The following is a 25,797-nucleotide window of genomic DNA, read 5'->3' on the forward strand; positions in this document are numbered from 1 at the left end:
GGGGATGCCGCAAGCCAGCGCTTCGAGCACGGAATTGGGCATGTTGTCGGCCAGGCTGGGGTTGAGGACGATGTCGCTGGCCTGGTACAGGGCGGGCATGGCGGCGTTGTCGACGGGGCCGGCGAAGCGCACGGCATCGTTCACGCCCAGCGACCTGGCCAGGCGCGCCAGCGCCGCGCGCTGCGGCCCGCCGCCGGCCAGCACCAGGCGCGCCGCGGGAAAAGCTTCGCGCACGATGGCAAAGGCGCGCACGGCGCTGGCATTGTCATACAACTGTTCCAGGTGGCGCGCGACGAGGATGCACGGGCCGGCGTCGCCAGGCGCACGCGGCGAGGCCGGCGCGGCGGGCTTGAAGCGCTGCAAGTCCACCACGTTCGGCACGATGTGCGCCGTATGGCCATATTGCTCGAAGACGCCGGCCAGATACGCCGAGGGCACGACGATGGCGCTGGCGCGGCGCAGGCTGAACGCCACCAGGCGCGGCGAACGGGCGAAAAAGGCGGCCGCTTCCCCGCCCCGGTAGTTGAGCAGGGCGGGCTTGCCTTTCAGGCTGGCGATCCACAGTGCCGGCGCGGCCTGCAGATGCCAGGACCAGCCGGAATTGGCCATGACGTGGAACAGGTCGACCGTATTGGCGGCGCGCCACAGGCGCCACAGGTGCACGGGAAGGCGCAGGGCGGCGCGCAGGTAGCGGATGCGCGCCAGCCAGGGCGGCAGCACGGGGCCGTTGACGGCCAGCAGCTGCACTTGCGCGCCGTCCTCGCGCAGCTTGCGCGCCAGTTGCGCCGTTTGATTCGCCATGCCGCCGGCCGGCGGCGGCAGCGGGCCGACCAGCGCGATGCGCAGGCCCGTGAAGATCATGGCATGGCTCCCGCCGCCACGCGCGCATACACGGGCACATAGCGGCCCACGCTGGCGCCCCAGCTGCGCTCCGTCTCGACGAAGGCGCGTGCCTGGCGCCGCAGCGCCGGCCAACTGGCCGGTGCCAGCAGCAGCGACAGGATGGAATGCGCCAAGGCCTCGGCGTCGCCGGCGCGAAACAGCATGCCTGTCTTGCCATGCTCAACCAGTTCGCGGTGACCGCCCACGTCCGAGGCCACCACCAGGCGGCCCTGCGCCATCGCCTCGAGCGGTTTCAATGGCGTCACCAGCTCGGTCAATCGCATGGGCAGGCGCGGATACACGCAGATGTCGACCAGCTGATAATAGCTTGCCACCTGCGCATGCGGCACGCTGCCCGCGAAGACCACGGCATGGTCTATGCACAGCTGCGCCGCCAGCGTGCGCAGCGCCGTTTCCTGCGGTCCGCCGCCGGCCAGCAGCAGGCGCAACGCGGGCTGCGCCGCCAGCAGGCGCGGCATGGCGCGCAGCAGCAGGGCCAGACCCTCGTAGGCATAGAAAGAGCCGATGAAGCCGATGACCAGGTGCCCATGCAGGCCCAGTTTGTGCGCCAGCCAGAGGTCTTCGGGCGCGCTGGCGCAAAAGGCGCCCGCATCAACGGCGTTCGGGATCACCGTGATCTTATGCGCCGGCACGCCGCGCGCGCATAGCTCGCGCCGCAGGCCGTCGCAGATGGTGGTGACGGCGTCCGCGCGGCGCAGCGCATAGGTTTCCAGCGCGCGCGTGAGGCGGTAGCGCAAGCCGCCGGGCCGGCTGCTGCCATGGTCGGCCGCCGCGTCCTCCCAGAAGGCGCGCACTTCGTACACGACGGGGATGCCCAGCGCGCGGCCCGCGTTGAGGGCCGCGATGGCGTTCAGGGCGGGCGAATGCGCATGCAGGATGTCGGGCCTGGCTTGCCGCGCCAGCTGGCGCAGGCGCACGGCCAGGCCGATGATGACGGCCACTTGCCGCAGCACGGGCAGGCGCGCCCACCAGTGGCTGGCGGGCGCCGTGCGGTAGAAATGCCAGCCGTCGACCAGCTGCTGCGCTGCATCGGACGGCCCCTGCTTGGCACTGGTGAGCTGTATGGTGAACCAGCCCAGTTCGCGCTGCTGCCGCAGGATGGCCAGGGTGCGGAAGGTGTAGCCGCTGTGCAGGGGCAGCGAGTGGTCGAGGATGTGCAGGATGCGCATCGATTCACTCCAGCGCCATGGCTGGCGCCAGCACCGGCGCCTTGCGGCCGTCGACGGGCAGCACCTGGCGCAAAAAGGCTTCGAACATCAGCAGCGACCATAGTGGCGCGCTGTAGTCGCGCCGGCCGCTCGCGTGCTGTTCGAGCAGCAGGCGCACGTAGTCCATGTCGAACAGGCCGCACTGCGCCAGGGTGGGACCGAGCAGCCGCTGCTGCAGGCGCTGGCGCAGCGGGCCGCGCAGCCAGTCGGCCAGCGGGATGGAAAAGCCCATCTTCTGGCGGTACAGCAGGGTGTCGGGGAGCAGCGGGCGCAGGGCTTTTTTCAGCAGGTACTTGCCTTCGCCGCGCCGCAGCTTGAATTGCGGCGGCAGTCCGGACATCCACGCCACCAGTTCATGGTCGAGCAGGGGCGAACGCACTTCCAGCGCATGCGCCATGCTGGCCCGGTCGACTTTCGTGAGGATGTCGCCGGGCAGGTAGGTTTTCAGGTCCAGGTACTGCACCTGCGACAGCGGGTCCTGCGCGGGGCTGGCCAGCGCGTGGCGACGCAGCACTTCGACGGCGCGGTAGCCTTGCAGGCTGCGCCGCAGCTCGGGGCTGAACAGGCGCGCGCGCATGGCGTCGCCCAGCAGGCTGACGCCGTGAAAATACGCGTCTGTCGTGTCGCGCGCCAGGCCTTCGAAGGTGGTCTTCGCGCGCAGGAAGCGCGGCGCCCAGTCGGCCTTCGGATACAGCCGTCCCAGGGTGCCGAACAGCGACTGGCGCAGGCCGGCCGGCAGCATGCCCCTGAGCTTTTCCTCGCGCGTGTGCAGGCGGTAGCGCCGGTAGCCGGCCAGGCTTTCATCGCTGCCGTCGCCCGACAGGGCCACCGTGACCCGCTGGCGCGCCAGCTGGCAGACCCGATACGTGGGCATGGCCGAACTGTCGGCGAACGGTTCGTCGTACAGATTGGCCAGCAGGTCGATCAGCTCGAAGTCGTCCTGCTCCACCTGGCGCGCGTGGTGCGACGTGCCGTAGCGGCGCGCCACGAGGTCGGCGTAGCGCGCCTCGTTGTACGCGGGGTCGCCGAACGAGATGGAGCACGTGTTGACGGGCGTGGCGCTGGCCCCGGCCATCAGCGCCACGACGGCGCTCGAATCGACGCCGCCGGACAGGAACGCCCCCAGCGGCACTTCGGCCACCATGCGGATGCGCACCGCCTCGCGCAGGCGCGCCAGCAGTTCGTCGGCCGCCTGCGCCTCGCTGGCGGGCGGGTTCGGCGTGAACGGAATATCCCAGTACGCTTGCGGCGCGGGCAGCGGCTGGCCCGCGCGGATGGAGAGCGTATGCCCGGGCGGCAGCTTGCGCGCGTGCCGGAAGATGCTGCGCGGCTCGGGTACGTAGCCGTAGGCGAAATACTCCTCTACGGCCAGCGGGTCGAGTTCACGCGGCATGGCCGGATGCGCGAGCAGGGCTTTCAGTTCGGAGCCGAACAGAAGGGTGCCGTCCTGCGCCTCGCCGTAGTACAGCGGTTTGACGCCCAGGCGGTCGCGCGCCAGGAACAGCAGGTGGCGCCGGCGGTCCCACAGGGCGAAGGCGAACATGCCGCGCAGGCGCCGCACGCATTGCTCTCCCCATTGTTCCCAGGCGTGGACGATGACTTCCGTGTCGCTGCTGGTGCGGAAGGTGTGGCCGAACTGGCGCAGTTCCGCCATCAGGCCGCGATAGTTATAGATTTCGCCATTGAAGACGATGGCGATGCTGCGGTCGGCGTTGAACAGCGGCTGCTGGCCGCTGGCCAGGTCGATCACGGACAATCGCCGGTGCGCCAGGCCGAGGCCCGGCTCGCGGTGCAATCCTCCCTCGTCCGGCCCACGGTGGCGCAGGCTGTGGTTCATGCGCGCCAGCAGCAGCACGTCGATGTCGCGCTGGCCCTGCAAATCAAAGATGCCGCTGATGCCGCACATGGAAGGCCTTTCAGGGATAAGTGGACAGGTGGGACGGCTGGCGCGCGCCCGTCAGGCGGTCGTACACGGCCAGGTAGGCGCCTGCCATGGCGGGCAGGCTGTGCTCGGCCAGCACCTGGCGCCGCCCGCGCGCCCCGTGGCGCGGGCCCAGTTCCGGCATGCCGTAGTAGTCGAGCATGGCGTCGGCCAGCATCTCGGGCGAACCTGGCGGCACCAGTGTGCCGCTCCAGCCCGACTGCACCAGCTCCGCGTTGCCGCCCACCTGCGTGGCGACGACGGGCAGCCCCGTCGCCATCGCTTCGAGGATGGTGTTCGAGCTGCCTTCGGCCAGGGACGGCAGCACGAACAGGTCCATCGCGCGCAGCAGTTGCGCCACGTCGTCGCGCGCGCCGGGCAGCCAGGCCAGATGGGCCACGCCGGCCTGCCGCAGCAGCTCCAGGCACGCCTGGCGGCAGGGCCCGTCGCCGACGATGATCAGGCGCAGACGCGCGCGGGCGCCCGGCTGGGCCAGCAGCAACAGGAAGGCCTGCACCAGCGCGGCGTGATCCTTGACGGCCGCCATGCGCCCCACGCTGCCGATGACGAAGGCGCCGTTGCACAGGAAACCGGGCGGGCCCACGGCGGCGGGCGGCCCCAGGCGCGGATGGAATTGCACGCTGTCGACCCCATTGCCGATGTGCGACACCTGCGCGGGCGCCGCGCCGATGGCGTCCACCAGCCAGTGTCCCAGGTCGGCGCTGACGGCGATGAAGTGCTGCACCAGCGGCAGCATGCATTTGCGCAGCAGCCGGTATTTGCGGCGGGTGCCGTGCAAGTCGTTCATGTCGCGCCCGTGTTCGCCATGCACGCGCAGGCGCACGCCGGCCAGGCAGGCCAGCAACTGCGCTTCGAGGCAGCCCAGGTTGCGCGTGTGTACGAGTGCAGGGCGCAGCTGTTTCAGCACGTGGTACAGGCGCAGGTAGTGGCGCCAGTCCTTGCCTTCGCGCTTGTCCAGGCTGATCACGTCGACGCCAGGAGCCGTCAGGCGTTGGCGGAACGCGGTGGCGTTTTTCATGCAGACGATGGCGTGCCGGTAGCGCTCGGGCGGCAAATGGTTGATCAGGTTGACCAGGCCGTTTTCCAGCCCGCCCACGTCGAGCTGGTGGATCACGTGCACGATCAAGGGAGCGGCGCCGGACCCTTCGGCAGCCTGCCGCGTGCCGCCGGTATCGAAGTCAAGGGCCATGCGGCAGCTCCTGCAAGCGTTGTTCGATGACGGGCAGGGCCGCCCGCAGGAAGGCTTGCAGGCGCGCGCGCGGCGGCGGCGCGAGCTCGTCGTAGGCGGCAAAGACGAGGATGTCGGCGCCATCCTGGCGCCTGCCCAGCAGCTTGGCTTGCGCCAGCAGCAGTTTGACCAGCACGGGCCGGGCCGTGACGATGCCGCCCTGGCGGTAGACGCGCCATACCAGCAGGCGTTCGCCCCCTTGCGCCAGCACGCTTTCGCGCACGGCCAGCTCGCCGCTTGCCAGGCTGACGTCTTGCACGCGCTGCGCCAGCGGCATCCAGCGCGGGCCATACGGCAAGGCCTGGTGCGTCAGCAGTTCCGCATCGCGCGCCTGGCGCGCATACCAGTGCAATTGCAGGCCCACCGGTGCGCCGTCGCCGTCGCCGTCCCGGCGCGCGTACGTGCCGGCAAATCGCGCGGGCGCGCCCGCATATGGCGCTTGCCACGCGGTTACCGCGTCTTGCAGGCGGTGCCAGCCGGTCGGGTCGGCCAAGGCCAACACGGTGGGGGAGCCGGTTGCCGCCGGGCCGTCGTCGCGGTGGCTGGCCAGGGCCAGTGCCGGCCACACGGCCGCCAGCAGCAGGCAGGCGATGCCGGCGCGCACGACGGCGCGCGGGCTGGCCGCGCTGGTGGCGCTCAGGCGTATGGGCTGAGCCGGCGGCGCGGTACGTGGCGGCGGCAATTCGCGCCAGCGCGCGGCCAACCAGAACAGCAGCAGCGCCACCAGGCCGAAGAACAGCCAGCCATAAATCAGGTGATCGATGCCCACGGCCAGGCGCATGTCGCTCAGGTGGCCCAGCATCACGATCAGGTAGGCGCGCACGCCATTGGCGAGGATGGGCACGAGCAGGGCGGCGGCCATGACCGCCAGGCGCCGCCGCGTGCTGTGACAGTTGATGTGCGCGAACAAGGCGCCCAGGGCCAGCGCGGCGATCAGGTAGCGCAAGCCGCTGCACGCTTCCACCACCGACCAATTGCCGGTGGGCAGTGAAAAATTGCTGCCATCGCGAAACACGGGCACGCCCGACCATTGCAGCGCGGTGACGGTAAAGGCGGCCGTGAAGTCGATCAGCGGGTCGAGGAACACTTCGCCAAACGGCACGGCGAGAAACAGATAGGCCAGCGGAAAAGCCAGCAGGCGCACGGCCGGCCAGCCAAGGATGGCCAGCACGCAGGCGGGCAACATGGCCGTGGCCGCATACTGTTCCACCACGGGCACGTTGGCGGCGTCGGCCAGCAGCCATGCCAGGCCCAGCGCGCCCAGCAGCAGCAAGCCCTGCCGCGACGGCCGGGGCGCCAGCGCGGCCAGGCGGGCGCGCTGGCGCCATGCCAGCCAGCAACTGATGGGCACGATCAGGAAACCGTGCGCGAAGGTTTGCGAGCGGGCCCACAGTTCCACCATCGACCAGAAAGTGGCGTGGTACAGCAGCACGACGCCGGCCAGGGACAGCAGCAAGGCCGCCAGCGCGGCCTGGCGCCGGTTCTGCGGCAAGACGGCCGCCTCGGGCAAACGGGCCATCTGGTCGAGCTGCAAGCTCATGTGGACGGCTCCCGCACCGGCTGCAAGGGCGTGGCGGCGCCGCTGACCGCCACATCGGCCTCGGCAGGCACACCCAGCATGGCGCCCAGTCCGCGCAAGTTGCGTTCCCAGTCGTATTCCTGCAGGACCAGCTGGCGCGCCGCCGCGCCGATGGCCGCGCCGCTGCCTTCGGCCGCACCATTCTGGATATTGTGCAGCACGCGCGCCGCATGGTGGATGAACTCGGCGTCGTCGCGCGCCAGCAGCAGTTCCAGGCCAGGCTGGGCGGGGATGCCTTCCAGCGCCTGCGGCGTGGCCAGCACGATCTTGCCCATCGCCATCGCTTCGAGCACCTTGTTTTGCACGCCGCGGGCGATGCGCAGCGGTGCCACGGCCAAGGCCGCGCCGGCCAGGTAGGGGCGGATGTCGGGCACCTTGCCCGTCACCACCACGCCAGGCATCCTGGCCAGCGCCGTCACGGCGGGCACGGGCGCGCTGCCGACGATATAGAACTGCAGCTGGGGAAACTGGCGCCGCAGGGCGGGCCAGACGTGGCGCACGAACCATTGCACGGCGTCGACGTTCGGCCAGTAATCCATGGCGCCCGTGAACACCAGCGCCTGCACGCCCGGCGGATACACGCTGGGCTGGGCCGGCACGGGCGTGAAGTACGCCGTGTCGACGCCATTATTGACGTATCCGGTCTTGCGCCGCGCCATCGGGGCGCACTGGCGGAACAGGGCCGCCTCGGCCGGCGAGACGAAGCTGGCGGCCGTGAACTGCTGGGCGATATGGCGCTCGTACTGCAGCAGCAGCTGCGCTTCGCGCCGGTACAGCAGCGACATGGGCCAGGGCTTGCTGTCGCTGTACTGGCGCCACTTGTCGGAATCGACATCGACGAAATCGATCACGCGGTGCAGGCCGCGGCCCGCGCTGCCGTCGATGTATTGCGCCATGGGCCCGGAAAAGGCCAGCGCGTGGCGTACCTTGCCGCCCGATAACAAGCCGTCGACCCAATGCAGCAGTCGCGCATCGCGGTAGTACTGCACGCTCATGGCTTGCCTCGACAGCAGCGCCTGCATGGCGCGCCAGCGGGCCGGGCCGCGCCGCAAGCCGATGAAGCGCGTGCTGGCGCACAGGGCGGCCACGGTTTTCGCATGCTGCCAGTCGTCGTCATCGTCGATGAAGCAGCCCAGGTGCACGCGGAAATGCCGGCTCAGGTATTGCAGCATGTGCCACGAGCGTATCTTGTCGCCCTTGTTGGGCGGATACGGCAGACGGTGGGCGAGGAAGAGCAGTTCGCGCATGGTGAATCTCCTTGCTTAGCCCAGTTGCCGCACGATGTGCGGCCCCAGCAGGTTGGCCAGCGGCAGCGGCAGGCGGCGCCAGGCGCGGATGAACAGCGCGTATTTCGGATTCAGCGGATTGACTAGTGGCAAAGCCTTGGCGCGCACGAGCTGGTAGGCATAGGGCAGCGGCTGCGGCGCAAAACCCCAGTTCTTCTTGAAATCCCAGGCGCCGGTCCCCAGCTTGCTGCGGCCGAAATCGAACAGGCGGTAGCCGCGCGCGCAGGCGCGGCGCATCGCTTCCCAGTACATGAAGTCGTTGGCGCCCGTGCTGCGCGCCAGCACGCTGCCGCCGCCGTAATAGGGCAGCACTTCGTCGCGGAAATAGAACAGCAGCACGCTGGCCTGCGCCTGCTGGCCGTGATACACGGTGAGGATGTCGCAGGCGTCGCCGAAGACCGCGCGCAGCAGGGCAAAATGGCGGCGCGCGAAGACGGGCGTGCCCAGCCGGTGCACGCTGGCCGCGTAGATCGGGTAGAAATGGCGCAGGTCGTAGTCGACGGCGCTGTGCAGGCCGCCCGCCATGGCCTTGCGCACGACGGCGCGCTGCTTGCGGGGAATGGCCAGCAGATTCTGTTCGGCGTCCGGATGCAGAGGGCGCCGGAAGGTCGCATACAGCGGTTGCTGCAGCCAGGATGCATCTGCGTTTTCTTGCGCATTTTCGCGCACTTCGCGCCAGCGGTATTCCAGGTGCCCCACGCCGAGGCGCCGGGCCAGCGCCAGCGCGGCGCTGTCGAGCGCCTGGCGCACTGCCGCGCCGCCGCCGGCGATGCCGCCGTAGACGCAAAACGGCAGCGAGACGAGGGAAGAACCGAACAGGCGGCTGCGCAGATGGGCCAGCGGCAGCACGCCGGCGATGCATCCATCCTGTTCCGCGTACAGGAAATAGCTGTCGTGCTGAAAACCTTGCTCCATGATGGTATGCCAGCCGGCCCGGTGAAAAAAGGTCGCTTCCGGGCACGTGTCGACAAAGGCATCCCAGCGCGCATGCTCGTGCCCCTGCAGGGACCGCACGGCGATGGCGGCGCTGGACTGTGCCGGGTCGGGAGCAAGGCTGGCCTCGTGCATCATGTGCTTTCCAGAAAAATACGGTCCATGCGGTCCCAGGCAAAATCGCGCGTCAGGCTCCCCAGCCGCGCTTCCATGCGCCCCAGGTTCAGGTAGTGGCGAAAGCGCGTCCTGGCGCTGAGGCCTGGCGGGCGCGGCTGGCCGGGATCGAGTTCCCAAGGATGAAAATAGAATATGCCAGCTTGCCCGTCGCGCGAATTGATGCGTCGCAAAAGCCAGCGCGACAGTGCATACGGCATCAATCTGAAATAGCCGCCGCCGCCGGCCGGCAGGTTGCGCCCGCGCAGGCGCACGGTGCTGACGGGCAGTTCCAGCACGCCGTGCGGGCCGCGTGGGCGCCAGGCGAAGCGGGGCGCATCGGGCATGCCGTAATGGTCGTGGCGTATCGGGTAGATGCTGGAACTGTAGCGGTAGCCGGCTTCCTGCAGCACGTCGAAGGCCCACAGGTTGGCCGCGCCGATGGAAAAACTGGGCGCCCGGTAGCCGCGCACGGCCAGCCCCGTCAACTGTTCCAGGATGGCCTTGCTGCGGCGCACATCATCGGCAAACTGCGCGGCCGACTGTTCGCTGGCGCGCAGGTGCGCATAGCCGTGGCTGGCCACTTCGTGCCCGGCGGCGGCCACGCGGCGCAGCATGGCCGGATAGCGCTCGGCGATCCAGCCCAGGGTAAAGAAGGTGGCGTGGATGCCGCGGCTGTCGAGCAGCAGCAGGATGCGCTCGATGTTCGCCTCGACCCGGCATTCCAGGCGGGGCCAGTCGGCGCGCGCGATGTGCGGCGCAAAGGCGGACACCTGGAAATAATCTTCCACGTCGATGGTGAGCGCGTTGCGCATCGGCACTGGCGGCGTCATGGCGCTCTCCGGCGCGCCGCCAGCCAGGGCGCGATGACGGCCGCGATGCGTTCGGCCGCGTGGCCATCCCACAGGGGCGGAATGCGGCCACGCTTGCCGCCCGTGTCCAGGATGGCGCTTGCCAGCGCCAGGATGGCTGCCGGGTCCGTGCCGGCCAGGGTATTCGTGCCATCGGTCACGGTGACGGGGCGCTCCGTGTTGGCGCGCAGGGTCAAACAGGGCACACCCAAGGCCGTGCTTTCTTCCTGAATGCCGCCCGAATCCGTCAGCACCAGGCGCGCCTCTTGCATCAGGCCCAGCATTTCCAGGTAGCCCAGTGGCGGCAGGCGGACGATGGCGTGGCGCGCCAGCAAGGGTTCCAGGCCCGCCAGGCGCAGGCCGGCCAGGGTGCGCGGGTGGATGGGAAACAGCAGCGGCAGGCGGGTTGACAGTTGTCCCAGCGCCTGCAGCAGCGCTTTCAGCTGCGCCGGATCATCGACGTTCGAGGGACGGTGCAAGGTCAACAGTCCATACGCGGGCGGGCAGGCGTGGCCGTACGCGCGCAGGGTGGCGGCCGGCTTGGCTGCGCGCGGCAGCTGCCGCCGCAGGCTGTCGATCATGACGTTGCCCGTGAAGTGGATGCGTTCGGCGGCGATGCCTTCGTGCAGCAGGTTCGCGCGCGCGCCTTCTTCGCTGGTGAGCAGCAGATCGGACAATTGATCCGTCAGCACGCGGTTGATTTCCTCGGGCATGCGACGGTCGCCGCTGCGCAGTCCCGCCTCGACATGGATCACGGGCGTGCCGCGCTTGGCCGCCACCAGCGCGCAAGCAAGGGTGGAATTGACGTCGCCGACCACCAGCAGGGCATCGGGCGCCAGCGGCGGATGCGCGTCGAGCACGGCATCGAAGCGGCGCATGATCTCGGCCGTCTGCTGCGCGTGACTGCCGGAGCCGACGTCGAGGGCGATGTCGGGCGCGCGCAAGTCCAGGTCAGCAAACAATTGTCCGTTCATGGCCGTGTCGTAGTGTTGCCCGGTATGCAACAAGGTCACGCGCACGGCGGGCGCCTGGCGCGCCAGGGCAGCCAGGATGGGCGCCATCTTCATCAGGTTGGGGCGCGCGGCCACCACGCACAGCAGGTGTGCCGGGCCGGCGGTCGCAAGAGAGGAGTCGGACATGCTGCGGCCTCCTTAGAATTGCATGGTGAGGGTGGCGCTGACGCCGTTTTCGCGGTAGTCGCCGCCCCGGTTGCTGGCGTGCCGCGTATGCCGCACGTCGATGCTGGCCGTCATGTTCGGCTGCAGGATGCGCGTGTAACCGGCCGTCACGGTGATGTTGTTGTCGCGCCGGGGCACGGTCAGAGAGCGCACGCTGGCGTAACCGGCATTGACATTCACGCTGGTGCGCGAACTGGCTTGCCAGTTCCAGCCCAGGTTGCCGCCGATCTGGCGCGTGCGGTCTTCGCTGCCGAATTCCACGCCGGGCAGCAAGCCGCTGTCGATGCCGCTGGCCGTTTGCGCCGTGCGGTCGACGGCCGTGATGCCGGCGATCATCGTGCTTTTCGCCGTGGCGCGCGCCATCGTCAGCTTCAGCTGCTTTTGCAGGAAATAGCGGTGGCTGAAATAATTGATGGCGCCCCGTTCCGGCCCCAGGCTGTTGGCGTAGCGCAGGAAGGCGTCGATGCGCAGGCGCCGGTCGCGCGCGTTGGGAAAGATGCCGCGCCACAATTGATCAAGCAACTGGCCCGCGTCGCGGTTTCCCAGGCGCGAAAACTGCGTCGGCATGGTAGTGATGTTTTCGCTGTAGTTCAGTTGCCAGTTGGTATGACGCTGCAGGAAATTGGCGTCCAGACTGTAGGTGGTGCCAAAAAAGCGCTTGCCCGTGCTGAAGGCGATGCTGGTGCGCGGCGACGGCGTCCACACGCCGCCCAGTGACCAGAAGCGGCCCTCAGGCGCCTTGCCGCTGGTCGAGATATAACCTTCCTTTTCCATGCCGCCGCTGGCCGTGGCCGACCATTTGCTGTTGAACGGATAGCGCAGGCCCACGCTGCTGCGCTGCATGCGCACGGGTGTCAGCTTGCTGTCCTGGGTGCGGCGTACGTCGTGGCTGGCGTTCCAGGTCCAGCCGCCGGCGCGCGGCTCGCCGCTGAGCAGCAATTCCATTTCATCGCTGTGCACGGACAGCAGGTCGCCACCGCTATCGACCGTGTTGCGCGTGTAGCGCAGCTCGGCCGTGGCCAGGCCGTGGAAACGGTGGCGCAGGTAGGGGCTGATGCCCGTGGTGCGCACGCTGCTGGTATTGTCCGTGTCCGGCAGGTCGTCGATCAGTTGCGGGCCGAACGGTGAGATGTTGCGCCGGCTTACGCTGGCGTTGGCATCGATGAAGAACCAATCCTTGACCAGTTCGGCGTCGGCCGAGGCGTGCAGTTCGTGGTTGTCCGTATCGGCGCGCTGTCCCGACAGGTATTTATGCCAGCTGTAGTCGAGGTGCACGCGCAGGCGGGGACCTGTGCCGATGAGGGCGATGGCGGGTGCGATTTCCGTGATGAAGTCCGATTGCGCCTGGCCCGGCGGCGCGCGCAAGGCGTTGTCCGTATAGCTTTCGCGCAGGCGCAGCGACGGCTTCACCAGCCAGTCGACCGCGCCCGCCGGCGCGGGCAGCAGCAGGGACAGCAAGGGCAGCAGGGGCAGCGGCAGCGAAACGCGGCGGCTAGTCGTAATAGCCATAACCGTAGTAGTCGTTGCCGGGGAACGATTTGGTCTTGTTGTAGATCAAATGAATGTGTTCACACGACTCGATCTGGCGCAGCGCCTCCTTGACGGCGTGCTGTGTCGTCGTTTCCGCCTCGACCACCATCACCACCTGTCCCATCTGTCCCACCAGCGCGTGCGCTTCGCTGGTGATCAGCAGGGGCGGCGAATCGAAGACGACGATGCGGTCGCCATAGCGGCTGGCGATTTCGGCCAGCAGCCGGCTCATGGCCCGGCTGGCCAGCAATTCCGTCGCGTGCTTGTTGCTGCGTCCGGCGGGCAGGATGCTCAGGTTCGCCACATTGGTTTTCAGGATCACATCGGCCATCGCCAGTTGCGGGTCCAGCAGCACGTCCATCAGCCCCGGTTCGGGCGGCAGGCCCAGCACTTTCAGCACGGACGGGCGCGCCACGTCGGCATCGATCAGCAACACCGTCATGTCCATTTCCATGGCGATGCTCATGGCCAGGTTGATGGCGCAGTAGGTCTTGCCTTCGCCGGGCATGGCGCTGGTGACGACGATCAGGTTGCCGTGGCGGATGGCCTCGGCGCCGCTGGCGCGCGCCTGGCGCAGCAGCGGGCGCTTGATGATGCGGAAATCCTCGGCCACCGAACTGCGCCCGCCATCGTGCGTGAGCATGCCTTGCTCGGCCAGCCGGTCCAGGTTCAGGGCCCGGTACTGGGGCGACCGGGCCGTCTGCGCGCCATCGACGCCATAGGGCACGCTGGCCTCGGCCACGCCGAGGATCGTGGGTTCCTGCTTGCCGCTGTCCTTGCTGCTCATCGTCGCTCCCTTGGTGGCTCTAGAATTTCAGCAGCGCGGCCGTCATGACCCCGCCGTACAGCAGGAACAAGCTGCCCAGGCAGGCGCCGAAGCCATAGCGGGCGCGGCGGCGACGTACCTGCTGCAGCGGCGTCCAGTTCATCGATACCGTGCCCAGCACGTTCAAGCCCGTCGCGTCGCGCAGTTCCGAGGGGCTGAGGAAGGTGGGGCGCACCTGGCTGATCAGCAGGGCCGTGGCGACGCCGGCCACCAGCGCCGCGCCCAGCGCCGCACTGAACAGCAGCGGACGGTTCGGGCCGACGGGCGCATATTGCACCGTGGGCGGGTCGATGATCTTGAAGGCCATCATGTCGGTGGTGGAACTGAGTTCGCCCGACAGCTTGGCCGCTTCGCGCCGGCCGATCAGCTTTTCATAGTTTTCCTTGTTGATGATGTAGTCGCGGTTGAGCTGCGCCAGCTGCGATTCGACCTCGGGCACGGCATTGCTTTGCGCCAGCAGCCGTTCGTTGCGCGCCGTGTATTCCTGCACGCGGGCGCGGATGGCGGCCACCTTGGCGTCCGCGTCCGTCAGCGCCACCTTCAATTGCTGCAGCATGGGGCTGTAGTTCTTGCCCGGGTCGCCGGACGCCGTTTTCAGCTTGCTTTCCTCGATCTTGCGTTCTTCCAGCTGGGCAATGAGCCGCTTCGAAGCGATGATGTCGGGGTGCAATTCCGTAAATTGCATGCGCAGGTTGTCGAGGTTCTTGTTGAGCGAAGCGATGCGCTCGTCGAGTTCGGGATTCGTGATGGACGCCGCGTTCGGCTCCATGTCGAGCACGGGCTCGTCGCCCTCGATCTGGCTCTGGATGGCCTTGCGCGCCTGTTCCGCCTCGACCAGTTCCAGCTTGGCATTGTTCAGGCTATCGGACGACATCAGCAACTGGCTGCCGTAGTCGATGCCTTGGCGCGGCAGCAGCAGGTTGTTGCGGATCTTGAATTCCTTCACCAGGTTTTCCGCCGCACTCAGCTTGTCCTCGTAATTCTTGATCTGCTCGTCGATGAATTGCACCGCCTTCTGCGAATCGCCCTTCTTGCCCTGGAAACTGCCTTCGACAAAGATGGTCAGCAGGCTTTGCACGACGTCGCGCACGAGCTTGGGATCGCGTCCGCTGTAGCTGATGGTGTAGATGTCATAGGCATTCGTGCCCGTGATCTTGATGCGGCTCATCAACTCGTCCAGCTGGGCCTCGTGCTCGCGCACGGTCTTCGAGTCCAGATCGAGGTCGACCATGCGCATGACCCGCTCCACGTTCGGGCGGCTGAGCAGGGTGCGGCTCATGATGGCCACCTGCTGTTCCGTGTTCGGCACGCTGGTCATGCCGGCCATCAGCGGCTTGAGGATGGTTTGCGTATCGACAAACACGCGCGCCGACGTCTGGTAGTCATCGGGCAGGGTGATTACCTTGATGAAGCCGCCGATGGCCACCAGCCACGCCACCAGCACCGCATGCCAGCGATACTTCCAGATGCCTTTCAAGCCGGAAAGCAGTTGCTGTATCAATTCTTCCATGTCGCTTCCTTCAGATGGCGGTGCTGCACGGTAGATGGGCTGGCGGCGCGGATCACGACGACGTCTTGCAAAAAATACTTGCTTGTTGAGTAAGCAAAGTATAGGGCGGCTGCGGAGCAAGATTTCCCAAGATGATTGCTTCTTGATACGCCTCAAGGTTCACTTGCCGGGTTTTAATAATCATAGGAAGTCGCGGCCCAGCCTGGTTCTGCGGGGCTGCCCATGGACGCGCATCGACTCGAAGAGGCTCCGCATGAATCCATCTCGCCGTGTATTTCTCTGCAACACGCTGGTCCTGGCCGGCGCCGCCAGCCTGCTGGGCGCCTGCCGCACCCGCTATCCGCTGGCGCCTTCCGACGACAGCGCTCCCATGCACGATTACCTGATCGGTCCGGGCGACTCCGTCAACATCATCGTCTGGCGCAATCCGGAAGTGTCGCTGACGGTGGCGGTGCGGCCGGACGGCAAGATCACCACGCCGCTGGTCGAGGATCTGGCCGCCAGCGGCAAGACGTCGACCCAGCTGGCGCGCGACATCGAGCAAGCCTTGAGCAAGTTCATCCAGCAGCCCGTGGTGACGGTCATCGTCACCAATTTTTCGGGGCCATATGGCGAGCAGATCCGGGTGATCGGCGAGGCGGCCAAGCCGCAGGCGCTGCCGTACCGGCAGGGCATGTCGCTGATGGACGTGCTCATCGCCGTGGGGGGCATCACCGACTTCGCGGCCGGCAACAAAGCCAGCATCATCCGCATGCGCGAAGGCAACCAGCAGCAGCTGGCGGTGCGGCTCGACGATTTGCTGAAGGATGGCGATATTTCGGCCAATGTCATGATGCGGCCGGGCGACGTTTTATTGATACCGGAAAGTTTTTTTTAACAGCGAGCTCGGCAATGTCAAAACAGCACTTATATTTGTCATTTTGTACTTTTCGGCAAATTTCAGCGTGTTCTTTTGCTATCTAAAGACAGATTTCTTCTGTTTTTTTAGCTCAAGGTGGGAACTTCTCCCGTTTTTGTCTTGTCACAAGGCATTGGCTTCAGTCCGTTTCGACGGCTGCCGATGAACGTGAGGACAAGATGAGCTTTGAAGATGAACCCATTATTTCTTTCGACACGCCTGGTACTTTCAGTGACCTGGTGGTGGGCGAGGGGCAGATCGACCCGGCCATGGAGCATGAGCTCGACCTGCAGCGCTTTCATATCCGCATGGCCAATTCGCGTGGCCGGCGCGAAGCGGCCAGCTTGCTGATCCGCAAGATGTACGGCTGGCGCGGCTATGCCGTCGATCCCGGCACGGCCCATGCGCTCAATAAAATCACACTGTTTGCGGAAACGGCGGGCACCACTGTCGGCACCATGACCTTGTGCCTTGATAATGACGAGACGGGCTTGCCCGCCGATGAAAACTTCCGCGACAAGCTCGACGTCCTGCGCGAGCAGCGCCGGCGCCTGTGCGAACCGTCGCGCCTTGCCATCGACAAGGGCGTGAGCAAGCGCGTGTTTGCGGCGCTGATTCATATTTCTTATATCTATGCCCACAATATTCACGGCTTTACGGATTACGTGATTGAAGTCAACCCGCGCCACGTGGTGTTTTACAAGCGCATGCTGGGTTTCCAGGACTTCGGCGGCGAACGCGAGTGCACGCGCGTGGGGGCGCCGGCCGTGCTGCTACGGCTGGACCTCGATTACATGGGGGCCCAGATCCGCAAATACGGTGGCCTGATGGAACAGCATGGGGGTGAACGGTCGTTTTACCCCTTTTTTTTTCCGACATGGGATGAGCCCGGTATTACCGGCCGGCTGAGGCAGGGGCGCAACTGATTATTTATTTATTTTTCAGTAAGATCGCCTGCATGTAGCCACCTGGAATCGCGTAAGTGATGCCGCTCGGCGCGCTGATGGCCGCCTCCTTGAGGCCTTTGACGTACACCATGTTGACGATGCCGTAGACGAGACCGGTCTCGGGATCGAACAAGGGGCTGCCGCTGCTGCCCGGATACGCCGTCGCGTCCAGCTGGAACACGGTGTAAGGCGCTTTTTGCAGCTGCGCCAGGCGCCGGACGTCGAGGCGCTGCGCGTTTTCGCTGGGCATGACCACGGGCGTCAGCGATGACACGGTGGCGCGGTGGGTCACATGGTGCAAGCCCAGCAAGGTGCCTAGCGGAAACCCTGTAAAGGCCATGGCCTGGCCTTCGCGCACCGTGGCCGCGTCGCCCAGCGCCAGGGCAGGCAGCGGTGTGCCTGCCAGGCGCAGCAAGGCCAGGTCGTGCTCCGTGTCCAGCGCCTGGACCTTGGCGGGGCGAAATTGCGCTGCCTCGCCCTGGCCCGTGAGTATGCCGATGACTTCGTTCGGATTGGCGTCGAGCAGTTTCTGGATCACATGGGCGCAAGTGAGCACGCTCAGGCCGTCGCCGGCGACGAAGCCCGTGCCGATGAAATTCATCGGCGGCGTGCGCGTTTTTTGCAGACTTCCCACGCCGACGATCGATGGTTTGATGCGCGCGATGGTTTGCGCCAGCGGAGCATCGGCGCGGCATGGCGCGCTGGTCAGGGGAAGGCAAAACAGGAGGGCGGAAAAGCATGTCAACGGCAGGGCTTTCATGGCGGCGCACTTTCAACGTGAGGAGGTGGCACGGGCTGCAGCAGCGCGCACAGCAGCATCAGATAGCACAGCAGGGCGATGCGCGGCACGTCGAGCAGGCTGTCGAACAGGCCGACGACGAGAAAGCCCAGCAGGGCGGCGGCGCAAGCCAGCGCGCCGGAATCGCCGCGCGCCGCCTGGCGCAGCAGGCGCGTGCCAGCCAGTACCAGCAGGGCCAGCATGGACAGGGCGCCGCACCAGCCTGTTTCGATCAGCAAATGCAAGGCCATGCTCTTGATATGCCACGGCAAATGATGGTGGTCGCTGCTGAAAAACCAGTAATTATTGGCTTGCGTAAAGCGTCCGTTGGCGATCAAGTCCTCGCCGCCCGGGGCGCGCAAGCTCAGATTGTCGACTTCGAGCACGGACGAGTCAGCCGCCCCGCTGGCCGCCAGTTCCAGCTGCACGGGCGGGCGCAGCAGCCAGGCGCCGGCACCCAGCCAGGCGCTGTCGAACGGCACTTCGTAATGCTGCCAGGCCGCCGGGGGGCTGCCGGGCGGATGAGGGCGCAGGCGCAGCGGGACATTCACGCAGCCTTGTGCATACAGCAATTGCCGCTGGCACAGGCGCACCAGCAGCACGGGCATGGGGCCCGTTCGGCGCACGTCGAGCGCCAGCGTGTAGCGCGTGGCGGGCTGCAGGGGCAGGCGTTGCAGCAGCCGCAGCAGCTCGCCATAACCGGCGCTGTAGCCTGGACTGGCCAGGCGCACATAGCGGTTTCCCCCTTCCTCGGCATACGCGATGCTGGCCGGCACCTCGCGCTGGGGATTGTGCCAGTAATAGGTGGCGGGAAAGCTGCCGGTACCCGTGCCGAACAGGCGGCTGGCCCAGTCGGACGGCTGCATGGTCAGCGCTTGCCGCCAATGACGCAAGCGGCCTTGCATGTCGAAGGCCGTGGTGGCGAAACGTTCGGTAGCGTAATAGCTGGCCGACACGGGGATGGCCAGCAGCAGCAGGATGCCGGCCGCGCCCGCGATGCTCAGGCTGGCCCTGTCCAGCCGCCACAGCGGCGGGCGCAAGCGGCCGTTGCACAGCATCAGCATGGCCAGCAGCACGACGAGGCCGGCCGGCAGCAGGGCGGGCGGACCCGCCCAGTGCCAGCCTATCCACGCCAGATTGCACGCCAGCATGGTCCACGCCATCATCGCCAGGCCCAGTCTGACAGGTCCTTTAGCGGCGCCAGCGCCGGTCCACAGCACGGCTGCCAGCAATACGGCCGCCAGCAGGAACAGAAAATACGGACCTTTCAGCCAGCCGGCCGTGTGCTGGCCGGCCGGCTCCGGCCACCAGGCGGCCAGCAAGCCCTGCAGGCACAGCGCGCACAGCAGGCTGGCCGGCGCCAGACGCCACGGCAAGGGCCGCGCCGCCAGCACGAAGCTGGCCGCGAGCAGGACGACGGCGGCGAGCAAGCCCCGGTAGCCGGCCAGGCTGAACATGTATGCGAGCAGGACAGTGCCAAGGCCGGCCAGCAGCAGCCGCAGCAGCACACCGCGCGCGGGCGGGCGGTCAGGCGGACGCCGCGCCGCGCCGGGCGCCTTCCGCAGGGTCTGCCACAAGGCCAGCAGCATGGCCGTCGCCAGGGCCGCGTACAGACCGCGTGAAAAAGTGGTGAACGCCGCATGCAGGGCCAGGGCCAGCAGCAGCAAGGCCAGCGCCGCCTGCCAGCGGCTGCGGGCGCGCGCCAGCCACAGTGCGGCAAACGGCAGGCTCAGCGCCAGGTAGCCGTCGAGCGCGGCGCCGCCCGTGTGCATGGCGGAAAACGGCGCCGTGATGCGGTAGTCGCTCGACAGGTTCGTCAGGCCGGGAAACACGGCACGTTCCCACAGCGCGAACAGCGACACCATGGCCAGTCCGGCCAGCATGCCCGGCAGCGCGTAGCGGCGCAGGGCGGAAGCATTCCCGTCGCGCAGCAGCAGCGGCAGCAGCAGCATGCTCCAGGCCCAGGCCTTGCCCAGCCGCAGGCTGTTGTAGGGACTCAAATAATTATCCCAGGCGTTCAGGTCGAGGGGCGCCAGCGGCAGCACGCCGCGCAGCAGCGCCGCCAGCCACGCCAGGCTGCACAGCAGCAAACAGGCGCGGGCGGCGGGCGGGAGCGTGGCCGCGGCGCTCTGCGCGGGGCCGCCCAGGCGCCAGTAGCCGCAGGCCACCGTCAGCAACAGCAGCACGTCGATTTCTTCGAGGAAGAACCAGCCCGTCCACGGCGCCAGGTCAAGAACGGGCAGCAGGGCGGGCACGCAGAACAGCCAGCAGGCGGGGCGCCAGCACAGCAGCAGGAAATACGCGGGTAGCAGCGCTGCAAACAGCAGGCCGGGCCAGCCGTGGCCCAGCGGATAGTGGCGCAAGGCCAGCGCGCAGGCCACGCCCGCCAGCAGGGCCAGCGGACGCGCTGCCAGGCCGGCCACGGCAGCTTGCACAGCCATGGCCTACAGCTGGGTCAGCAAGGCCTGCGCCTCGGCCCGCTGCGGAAAGTCCTTGTTAGCGGCAAGCAATTGTTCCAGTTGCTTGCGCGCACCGCCCTTGTCGCCCGATTTCGCCAGGGCCGCGCCCAGGTGGTACTGCACTTCGGGCGAGGTCGGCGCCAGCCCCGCCGCCTGGCGCAGCAGGGCCGTGGCGCGCTTGACGTCGCCTTGCTGCAGCACAATCCAGCCCAGGGTGTCGAGCACGGCGGGATTGTCGGGCGCCAGCTTGAGCGCCTGCTCGGCTGTCGCTTGCGCGCGCGGATCTTTTTCCTGCTGATACGCCCAGGCCAGGTCGTTCAGCGCCACGACATTGCCCGTGTCCTTGGTGACGACATACTGAAAGTGCTCGATGGCGGCGCGGTATTGCCTGGCCGCCAGGTACGTGCCCGCCAGGTAGGTGCGCGTCGGCAAGTCTTCCGGATGCTCCTTGAGCCAGGTGGCCATGCGCGCATCGGCTTCGCGCGTCTGGCCCGAGGCCTGCAAGGCGCGGTACAGCTGCACCTGCAAGGGGCCGATGGGGCTGATGTCGAAGGCGTGCTGGTACAGCTTGACGGCTTGCTGCGGCAGCTTTTGCTCCATCAGCACATCGCCCTCGAGCTTGTAGCCGGCCGCCAGCTTCGGCTGCTGTTCCTGCACTTGCCGCGCCACGGCCAGCGCCTCGCGCTGGCGGTTCAGGTTCAACAGCAGGGCCACTTCGACCACGCGCGCTTCGAGCAGGGCGGGATCAAGCGCCTGCGCCCGCTTGACGGCTTGCAGCGCGTTATGCTGGTCGCCCAGCGCCAGGTGCAGGCTGGCGATGCGCATCTGCAAGGGGGCGGACGTCGTTTGCAGGCTGGCCAGCTTGTTGTAGCTGTCGAGCGCGGCCGGCGCCTGGCCGGCGCTGTACTCCACCTGGGCGCGCAGGGCCAGCGCATCGGCGTCGCCCGGATGGCCCGTCTGCAAGGTGCGCGCCAGTTCCAGCGCCTTCTCGGGCGCGCCTGTCTTCAGGTAAAAGTTACTTAACAGCAGGGCCGGCGCGACGGCGTCGGGATTGTCGCGGTGAGCCCGTTCGAGCCAGCGCCGCGCCTCATCCGTCTTGCCCTGCGACGCGGCCAGCTTGGCCAGCGCCGCGCACAGGTCGGCATTTTTCGGCGCCTTCGCCAGCGCCTTCTCGAAGCGCTGTTTCGCCTGCTCCGGCTTTTTCTCGGCCAGGTCGATCTGCGCCAGGTTGTTCAGGGCGGGCAAGTACACAGGGTCCATGCCCAGCGCTTGCTCGAAACTGGCGCGCGCGGCGGGCAGATCGCGCAGGGCCAGATAGACGCCGCCTTTCAGGTTCAGCAGCAGGGGATTCGTGCCTTTCTGCTGCTGTTCCATCATCTTGACCGTGGCCAGGGCCTTGTCGTTCTGCTTGTTGCGCAGCAAGGTCATCACCAGCATGGTGCCCGCCTGCGGCGTGCTCTTGTCGAGCATGCTGGCGCGTTCCAGTTCATTGATGGCGCGGCTGTTCTCGCCCATGCCCAGGCGGCTGATGCCCAAGGCCGCATGCAGTCTGGCCGTGTCCGGCGCCAGAGTGCTGGCTTTTTCGAAGTACGCCGTCGCCTTGTCGTACTGGCGCGCGCGCAAGTGGGCTTCGCCGGCCAGCGACAGTAATTCCACGTCGTCGGGGAAGGCGGCCAGCATCGGGCGCAGCAAGTCGATGGCAGCGTCGGTCTTGCCACGCATCAGTTCGATCGAGGCCATCATCTTGACGGCGTACAAGTGCTTGGGATACACGGCCAGGAAGCGGCGCAGATAGCTTTCCGCCAGTTGCGGCGAACCGAGCGCCAGTTGCACGGCGCCGGCCAGCAGGATGGACGGCATGTGATCGGGCGCCGCCTTGAGCACCAGCTGCAAGCCCTGCAAGGCCGCCTTGTTCTTGCCCTGGCGAAAATCGAGCAAGGCCTGCGCCTGCAGCAAGCCCAGGCTGTTGGGCGCCGACTTGCGCGCCGTGGCCAGCTCGGTCGTCGCTTCCAGGTAGCGGTTTTCGACGATGTCGAGGTTGGCCAGGTCGATGTGCGCCTGGGTATTGTCCGGCTTGATTTTGAGGATTTGCATGTAGGAAAGCCGCGCCGCGCCGTTCTTGCCTTGCAGGCGCAGCAGGTCGCCCTGCAGGCGCAAGGCGTCGAGGTTGGCGGGCGCGCTTTTCAGGGCTTGCGCCAGCAGCAGCTCGGCCACCGGTACCTGCTGGTCCAGCGCCGACAGCCGCGCCAGTCCCAGCAAGGCCTCGACCTGGTCGGGATGGGCTTCGAGCAGGCGCGAGTACAGGGCGCGCGCCTCGTCCTGGCGGCCCAGGGCCAGCAAGGCGTCGCCGCGCAGGGCCAGCACGCCGGCTGGCTGCGCCGCATCGTCGGCGATCTCGGTCAGCACCTTGTCGAACTGGCCCAGCATCAGCCAGGTCTTGCCCAGCAATGGCATCACTTGCTGCGCCGGCAGGCCCAGCGACTTTGCCTTGCGCAATTCTTTCTCAGCCGACAGCGCTTCGCCCGTGTCGATATAGATACTGCCCAGCAGCAAGCGCGCGGCCGCATTGTCCGGTTCCTTTTGCAGCAGGTTCTTCAACTGGATGATGGCGGCCCGCGCTTCGCCTTTCTGCCGGTACTGCTGCGCGTCGGCCAGCAGGGTTTCGCTGCTCTGCGTGCCGTGGCAAGCCGTCAGCAGGGGTAGCAGCAGGGCACAGCACAGCGCGGCGGCCGGCAGGCCAGGGAAAGGGCGGGGCAGGGTACGGGCCATGGAAATCTCCGGTAGCGGCGTGCGTGAACGATGGGCGATGGGCGATGGGCATGGCCTAGCTTAAAAAGATGGCAGCCGGTCTCCTTGATTGCGCTCAACAAGCCGCCGATTCTCCGGGCGCCTGCTTGCCGCCGTCCCGGCTTTCTTGTTCCCGCTCAAGAATGGTCAGACCGGCAACCGTAGAATTTCCCGGACGGCGATGCGCAGGCCGCAACCATTCGGAGCACATGCATATGGACAGCAATGTGAATAGCAATATGAATAGCAAGGCGGGCGTGGTGGCGGTGGTGGGTCTCGGTTACGTGGGCTTGCAGCTGGCCGTGGCGTTTGGCATGCGCCAGCGCACGATCGGCTTTGACTTGTCGGCGCGCAAGGTGGCAAGCTACCGCAGCCATGTCGATCCCACCGGCGAGGTGAGCACGGAGCAGCTGCGCGCGGCGCAATGGCTGAGCGTCGGCTGCGATCCGGCCGAGCTGGAACTGGCCGATTTCATCGTCGTGGCCGTGCCCACGCCCGTCGACAGCGCGCACAATCCCGACTTTTCCGCCCTGGCCGGCGCCAGCGCGGCCGTCGGCCGCCACATGCGGCGCGGCGCCATCGTCATCTACGAATCGACCGTATATCCGGGCGCCACCGAGGATATCTGCATTCCCATCCTCGAACAGCATTCGGGCCTGCGCTGGAAGGAAGACTTTCATGTGGGCTTTTCGCCCGAGCGCATCAACCCCGGCGACAGGGATCACACCCTGTACAGCATCCGCAAAGTGGTCTCGGGCGATGATGCCACGACCCTGGACAAGGTGGCCGCCCTGTACGAGGGCGTGGTCGAGGCGGGCGTGCACCGGGCGTCGAGCATCAAGGTGGCCGAAGCGGCCAAGGTCATCGAAAACACGCAGCGCGACCTGAACATCGCGCTGATGAACGAGCTGGCCATCATCTTCGACCGCATCGGCATCGACACGCTGGAAGTGCTGCAGGCGGCCGGCACGAAATGGAACTTCCTGCCGTTCCGCCCCGGGCTGGTGGGCGGCCACTGCATCGGCGTCGACCCATACTATTTGACGCACAAGGCGGAAATGCTGGGCTACCACCCGCATGTGATCCTGGCCGGGCGCCGCATCAACGATGGCATGGCCAAGTTCGTGGCGGAAAAAACCATCAAGGAAATGGTGCGGGCCGGCTTCAAATTGAAAGGGGCGCACGTCAACGTGCTGGGCCTGACCTTCAAGGAAAACTGCCCGGACCTGCGCAACTCGAAAGTGGTCGACATGATCCATGAACTGCAGTCATACGGCGTGCAGGTGCATGTGCACGACCCGGTCGCCGATGGTCGCGAAGCGCTGGAAGAATACGGTTTGACCTTGGAAAGCTGGGAACAGCTGCCGCAGGCCGAGGCCATCATCAGCGCCGTCTCGCACCAGGCACTGCTGGCCCGCCCGCTGGCCGACTTCCAGGCCAAGGTGCTGGAAAATGGCTGCTTCATCGACATCAAATCGCATTTCGACCCCCGTCCGCTGGAGCATGGCGGCTTGCACGTGTGGCGGCTGTGATGGCGGCCGATACCTTCGATCGGGCCGCAAACGCGGCGCAAGGCGCCCCTGCTGGCGGCCCGGCTGCAGGCGCGTACGCGCAAGCCTGCGCGCAACTGGTGCAAACGCCGCGCCGCTGGCTGGTGACGGGCGTGGCCGGCTTCATCGGTTCGCACCTGCTGGAAACCCTGCTGCACCTGGGACAGGAAGTGCGCGGCCTCGATAACTTCATGACAGGCCATCGCCACAATCTGGAGCAGGTGCGTGCCAGCGTGGGCGAGCAGGCGTGGCGCCGCTTCACATTCATTGAAGGCGATATCCGCGACCTGCAGCCGTGCATGCGCGCGTGCGGCGCACCGGTACAGGCCGCCAGCGGCGGCGATGGCGAGGCGGACGGCGGGCCGGATGCGGCCGATGGTGCCAGTGGCGCTGGCGGCAGCTTGGCCTGGCGCGGCCCGGCTGATACGGGCGGGCCTGTCGATTACGTGCTGCACCAGGCGGCGCTCGGTTCCGTCTCGCGTTCGCTGGAAGATCCGCTGCTGTGCCATGCAGTCAATGTCAGCGGCTTTCTGAACATGCTGGCCGCCGCGCGCGAGGCGGGCGTGCGGCGCTTCGTGTATGCCGCGTCCAGCGCCACGTATGGCGACCATCCGGCCTTGCCGAAAGTGGAACAGCACATCGGCGCGCCACTGTCGCCGTACGCCCTGAGCAAATACGTCAACGAACTGTACGCGCAGGTGTACGCGCGCTGCTACGCCATGCAGACGGTGGGCTTGCGCTACTTCAATGTCTTCGGTCCGCGCCAGGACCCGCTGGGCGCCTACGCGGCCGTCATTCCCCGCTGGATCGCCGCCATGCTGGACAATCAGGCCGTGCGCATCCATGGCGACGGCGCCACCAGCCGCGACTTCTGCTTCGTGCACAATGCCGTGCAAGCCAATATCCTCGCCGCCACGCGCACCGACCCGGCGGCCGTCAACCAGGTCTACAACGTGGCCGTCAACGCCCGCACCAGCCTGACCCAATTGCACGCCACCATGCAGCAGATGCTGCTGGCCGTCCGCCCGCTGCACGTGCCGCAAGCGCCGCACTACGGCGAGTTTCGCGCCGGCGACGTGCGCCATTCGCAGGCGGACATCGCCAAGGCGGGCCGCCTGCTCGGCTATGTCCCCACGCACAATCTGGCGCAAGGCTTGCGGCAGACCATCGCCTGGTATGTGGCGCAGGCGGAGCGTGCATGAGAACCTGGCCCGCCAGGTCTGAGGTACAAGCTGGCCAGGTACACTCCGA

The 25,797-nt window shown here is 67.1% G+C and carries 19 protein-coding genes; 4 read left to right on the plus strand and 15 right to left on the minus strand.

Annotated elements, in window-relative coordinates; translation table 11 throughout:
• The 12 genes from CBW66_RS04030 to CBW66_RS04085 all read right to left on the minus strand — a co-directional run.
• Positions 1 to 861: glycosyltransferase family 4 protein (locus CBW66_RS04030; RefSeq protein ID WP_139843041.1), on the minus strand; the 861-nt coding region annotated here is incomplete at its 3' end.
• Entirely contained in the window at positions 858 to 2,072 is a 1,215-nt protein-coding gene (locus CBW66_RS04035; protein ID WP_086136706.1) for a TIGR04063 family PEP-CTERM/XrtA system glycosyltransferase, read from the minus strand. The genes CBW66_RS04035 and CBW66_RS04030, both read right to left, overlap by 4 nt.
• Positions 2,073 to 2,076: 4 nt before the next feature.
• Positions 2,077 to 4,017: an XrtA/PEP-CTERM system amidotransferase gene (locus tag CBW66_RS04040; protein ID WP_086136707.1), complete on the minus strand. Its 1,941-nt coding sequence runs from the start codon at positions 4,015 to 4,017 to the stop codon at positions 2,077 to 2,079.
• Positions 4,018 to 4,027: 10 nt separating this feature from the next.
• Positions 4,028 to 5,242: a TIGR03088 family PEP-CTERM/XrtA system glycosyltransferase gene (locus CBW66_RS04045; protein WP_086136708.1), complete on the minus strand. Its 1,215-nt coding sequence runs from the start codon at positions 5,240 to 5,242 to the stop codon at positions 4,028 to 4,030.
• Positions 5,232 to 6,821, minus strand: coding sequence for an exosortase A (gene xrtA / locus CBW66_RS04050; protein WP_086142835.1), 1,590 nt, complete (start codon positions 6,819 to 6,821; stop codon positions 5,232 to 5,234). The genes CBW66_RS04045 and xrtA overlap by 11 nt, the downstream gene beginning before the upstream one ends.
• Complete coding sequence (locus CBW66_RS04055) at positions 6,818 to 8,107, minus strand: TIGR03087 family PEP-CTERM/XrtA system glycosyltransferase (protein WP_086136711.1); 1,290 nt, start codon at positions 8,105 to 8,107, stop codon at positions 6,818 to 6,820. The genes xrtA and CBW66_RS04055 overlap by 4 nt, the downstream gene beginning before the upstream one ends.
• A 15-nt stretch (positions 8,108 to 8,122) precedes the next feature.
• The gene (locus CBW66_RS04060; protein WP_086136965.1) at positions 8,123 to 9,214 is read right to left on the minus strand and encodes a FemAB family XrtA/PEP-CTERM system-associated protein; all 1,092 of its coding nucleotides are present in this window, start codon (positions 9,212 to 9,214) and stop codon (positions 8,123 to 8,125) included.
• Complete coding sequence (locus CBW66_RS04065) at positions 9,214 to 10,065, minus strand: XrtA system polysaccharide deacetylase (protein ID WP_086136712.1); 852 nt, start codon at positions 10,063 to 10,065, stop codon at positions 9,214 to 9,216. Before CBW66_RS04065 ends, CBW66_RS04060 begins: the two co-directional genes overlap by 1 nt.
• The gene (wecB, locus tag CBW66_RS04070; protein WP_086136713.1) at positions 10,062 to 11,222 is read right to left on the minus strand and encodes a non-hydrolyzing UDP-N-acetylglucosamine 2-epimerase; all 1,161 of its coding nucleotides are present in this window, start codon (positions 11,220 to 11,222) and stop codon (positions 10,062 to 10,064) included. The genes CBW66_RS04065 and wecB overlap by 4 nt, the downstream gene beginning before the upstream one ends.
• Positions 11,223 to 11,234: 12 nt before the next feature.
• Positions 11,235 to 12,770, minus strand: coding sequence for a TIGR03016 family PEP-CTERM system-associated outer membrane protein (locus CBW66_RS04075; protein WP_086136714.1), 1,536 nt, complete (start codon positions 12,768 to 12,770; stop codon positions 11,235 to 11,237).
• Entirely contained in the window at positions 12,754 to 13,578 is an 825-nt protein-coding gene (locus tag CBW66_RS04080; protein WP_086136715.1) for an XrtA-associated tyrosine autokinase, read from the minus strand. Before CBW66_RS04080 ends, CBW66_RS04075 begins: the two co-directional genes overlap by 17 nt.
• Positions 13,579 to 13,597: 19 nt before the next feature.
• Positions 13,598 to 15,127 (minus strand): XrtA system polysaccharide chain length determinant, encoded by a 1,530-nt coding sequence (locus tag CBW66_RS04085; RefSeq protein WP_086136716.1) that lies wholly within the window; start codon positions 15,125 to 15,127, stop codon positions 13,598 to 13,600.
• Positions 15,128 to 15,380: 253 nt separating this feature from the next.
• On the opposite strand from CBW66_RS04085, the gene CBW66_RS04090 reads away from it, so the two are divergent.
• Entirely contained in the window at positions 15,381 to 16,004 is a 624-nt protein-coding gene (locus CBW66_RS04090; protein ID WP_086136717.1) for an XrtA/PEP-CTERM system exopolysaccharide export protein, read from the plus strand.
• 200 nt (positions 16,005 to 16,204) lie between these two features.
• On the plus strand, positions 16,205 to 16,951 hold the full coding sequence (locus CBW66_RS04095; protein WP_086136718.1) for a long-chain N-acyl amino acid synthase: 747 nt from the start codon (positions 16,205 to 16,207) through the stop codon (positions 16,949 to 16,951).
• A gap of 4 nt (positions 16,952 to 16,955) precedes the next feature.
• On the opposite strand, the gene CBW66_RS04100 is transcribed toward CBW66_RS04095, so the two are convergent.
• From CBW66_RS04100 to prsT, 3 genes are read right to left on the minus strand one after another with little or no spacing between them, the layout of a single operon-like run.
• A complete protein-coding gene (locus tag CBW66_RS04100; RefSeq protein WP_086136719.1) occupies positions 16,956 to 17,732 on the minus strand; it encodes a serine protease in 777 nt (258 codons plus the stop codon).
• Positions 17,729 to 20,191 (minus strand): hypothetical protein, encoded by a 2,463-nt coding sequence (locus tag CBW66_RS04105; RefSeq protein WP_086136720.1) that lies wholly within the window; start codon positions 20,189 to 20,191, stop codon positions 17,729 to 17,731. The genes CBW66_RS04100 and CBW66_RS04105 overlap by 4 nt, the downstream gene beginning before the upstream one ends.
• A 3-nt stretch (positions 20,192 to 20,194) precedes the next feature.
• Positions 20,195 to 22,978, minus strand: a complete 2,784-nt coding sequence (gene prsT / locus CBW66_RS04110) for an XrtA/PEP-CTERM system TPR-repeat protein PrsT (RefSeq protein WP_086136721.1) — start codon at positions 22,976 to 22,978, stop codon at positions 20,195 to 20,197.
• 257 nt (positions 22,979 to 23,235) lie between these two features.
• Here prsT and CBW66_RS04115 point away from each other — a divergent pair, with 257 nt between their 5' ends.
• Both CBW66_RS04115 and CBW66_RS04120 read left to right on the plus strand, forming a co-directional pair.
• Positions 23,236 to 24,528 (plus strand): nucleotide sugar dehydrogenase, encoded by a 1,293-nt coding sequence (locus CBW66_RS04115; RefSeq protein ID WP_086136966.1) that lies wholly within the window; start codon positions 23,236 to 23,238, stop codon positions 24,526 to 24,528.
• On the plus strand, positions 24,528 to 25,748 hold the full coding sequence (locus tag CBW66_RS04120; RefSeq protein WP_086136722.1) for an SDR family oxidoreductase: 1,221 nt from the start codon (positions 24,528 to 24,530) through the stop codon (positions 25,746 to 25,748). Before CBW66_RS04115 ends, CBW66_RS04120 begins: the two co-directional genes overlap by 1 nt.
• Positions 25,749 to 25,797 lie beyond the last annotated feature (49 nt).

Origin of the sequence: Janthinobacterium sp. GW456P (genome assembly GCF_002127655.1) — a bacterium.
In the GTDB taxonomy this organism is placed as follows: Bacteria; Pseudomonadota; Gammaproteobacteria; order Burkholderiales; family Burkholderiaceae_D; genus Janthinobacterium.

Coding starts and splice junctions, on each gene's coding strand:
- CBW66_RS04105 (WP_086136720.1), bottom strand. CDS start 20,191: ATGGCTGTGCAAGCTGCCGTGGCCGGCCTGGCAGCGCGTCCGCTGGCC.
- CBW66_RS04100 (WP_086136719.1), bottom strand. CDS start 17,732: ATGAAAGCCCTGCCGTTGACATGCTTTTCCGCCCTCCTGTTTTGCCTT.
- CBW66_RS04060 (WP_086136965.1), bottom strand. CDS start 9,214: ATGCACGAGGCCAGCCTTGCTCCCGACCCGGCACAGTCCAGCGCCGCC.
- CBW66_RS04045 (WP_086136708.1), bottom strand. CDS start 5,242: ATGGCCCTTGACTTCGATACCGGCGGCACGCGGCAGGCTGCCGAAGGG.
- CBW66_RS04040 (WP_086136707.1), bottom strand. CDS start 4,017: ATGTGCGGCATCAGCGGCATCTTTGATTTGCAGGGCCAGCGCGACATC.
- CBW66_RS04080 (WP_086136715.1), bottom strand. CDS start 13,578: ATGAGCAGCAAGGACAGCGGCAAGCAGGAACCCACGATCCTCGGCGTG.
- wecB (WP_086136713.1), bottom strand. CDS start 11,222: ATGTCCGACTCCTCTCTTGCGACCGCCGGCCCGGCACACCTGCTGTGC.
- CBW66_RS04095 (WP_086136718.1), top strand. CDS start 16,205: ATGAGCTTTGAAGATGAACCCATTATTTCTTTCGACACGCCTGGTACT.
- CBW66_RS04065 (WP_086136712.1), bottom strand. CDS start 10,065: ATGACGCCGCCAGTGCCGATGCGCAACGCGCTCACCATCGACGTGGAA.
- CBW66_RS04035 (WP_086136706.1), bottom strand. CDS start 2,072: ATGCGCATCCTGCACATCCTCGACCACTCGCTGCCCCTGCACAGCGGC.
- CBW66_RS04115 (WP_086136966.1), top strand. CDS start 23,236: ATGAATAGCAAGGCGGGCGTGGTGGCGGTGGTGGGTCTCGGTTACGTG.
- CBW66_RS04075 (WP_086136714.1), bottom strand. CDS start 12,770: ATGGCTATTACGACTAGCCGCCGCGTTTCGCTGCCGCTGCCCCTGCTG.
- prsT (WP_086136721.1), bottom strand. CDS start 22,978: ATGGCCCGTACCCTGCCCCGCCCTTTCCCTGGCCTGCCGGCCGCCGCG.
- CBW66_RS04090 (WP_086136717.1), top strand. CDS start 15,381: ATGAATCCATCTCGCCGTGTATTTCTCTGCAACACGCTGGTCCTGGCC.
- CBW66_RS04085 (WP_086136716.1), bottom strand. CDS start 15,127: ATGGAAGAATTGATACAGCAACTGCTTTCCGGCTTGAAAGGCATCTGG.
- CBW66_RS04055 (WP_086136711.1), bottom strand. CDS start 8,107: ATGCGCGAACTGCTCTTCCTCGCCCACCGTCTGCCGTATCCGCCCAAC.
- xrtA (WP_086142835.1), bottom strand. CDS start 6,821: ATGAGCTTGCAGCTCGACCAGATGGCCCGTTTGCCCGAGGCGGCCGTC.
- CBW66_RS04120 (WP_086136722.1), top strand. CDS start 24,528: ATGGCGGCCGATACCTTCGATCGGGCCGCAAACGCGGCGCAAGGCGCC.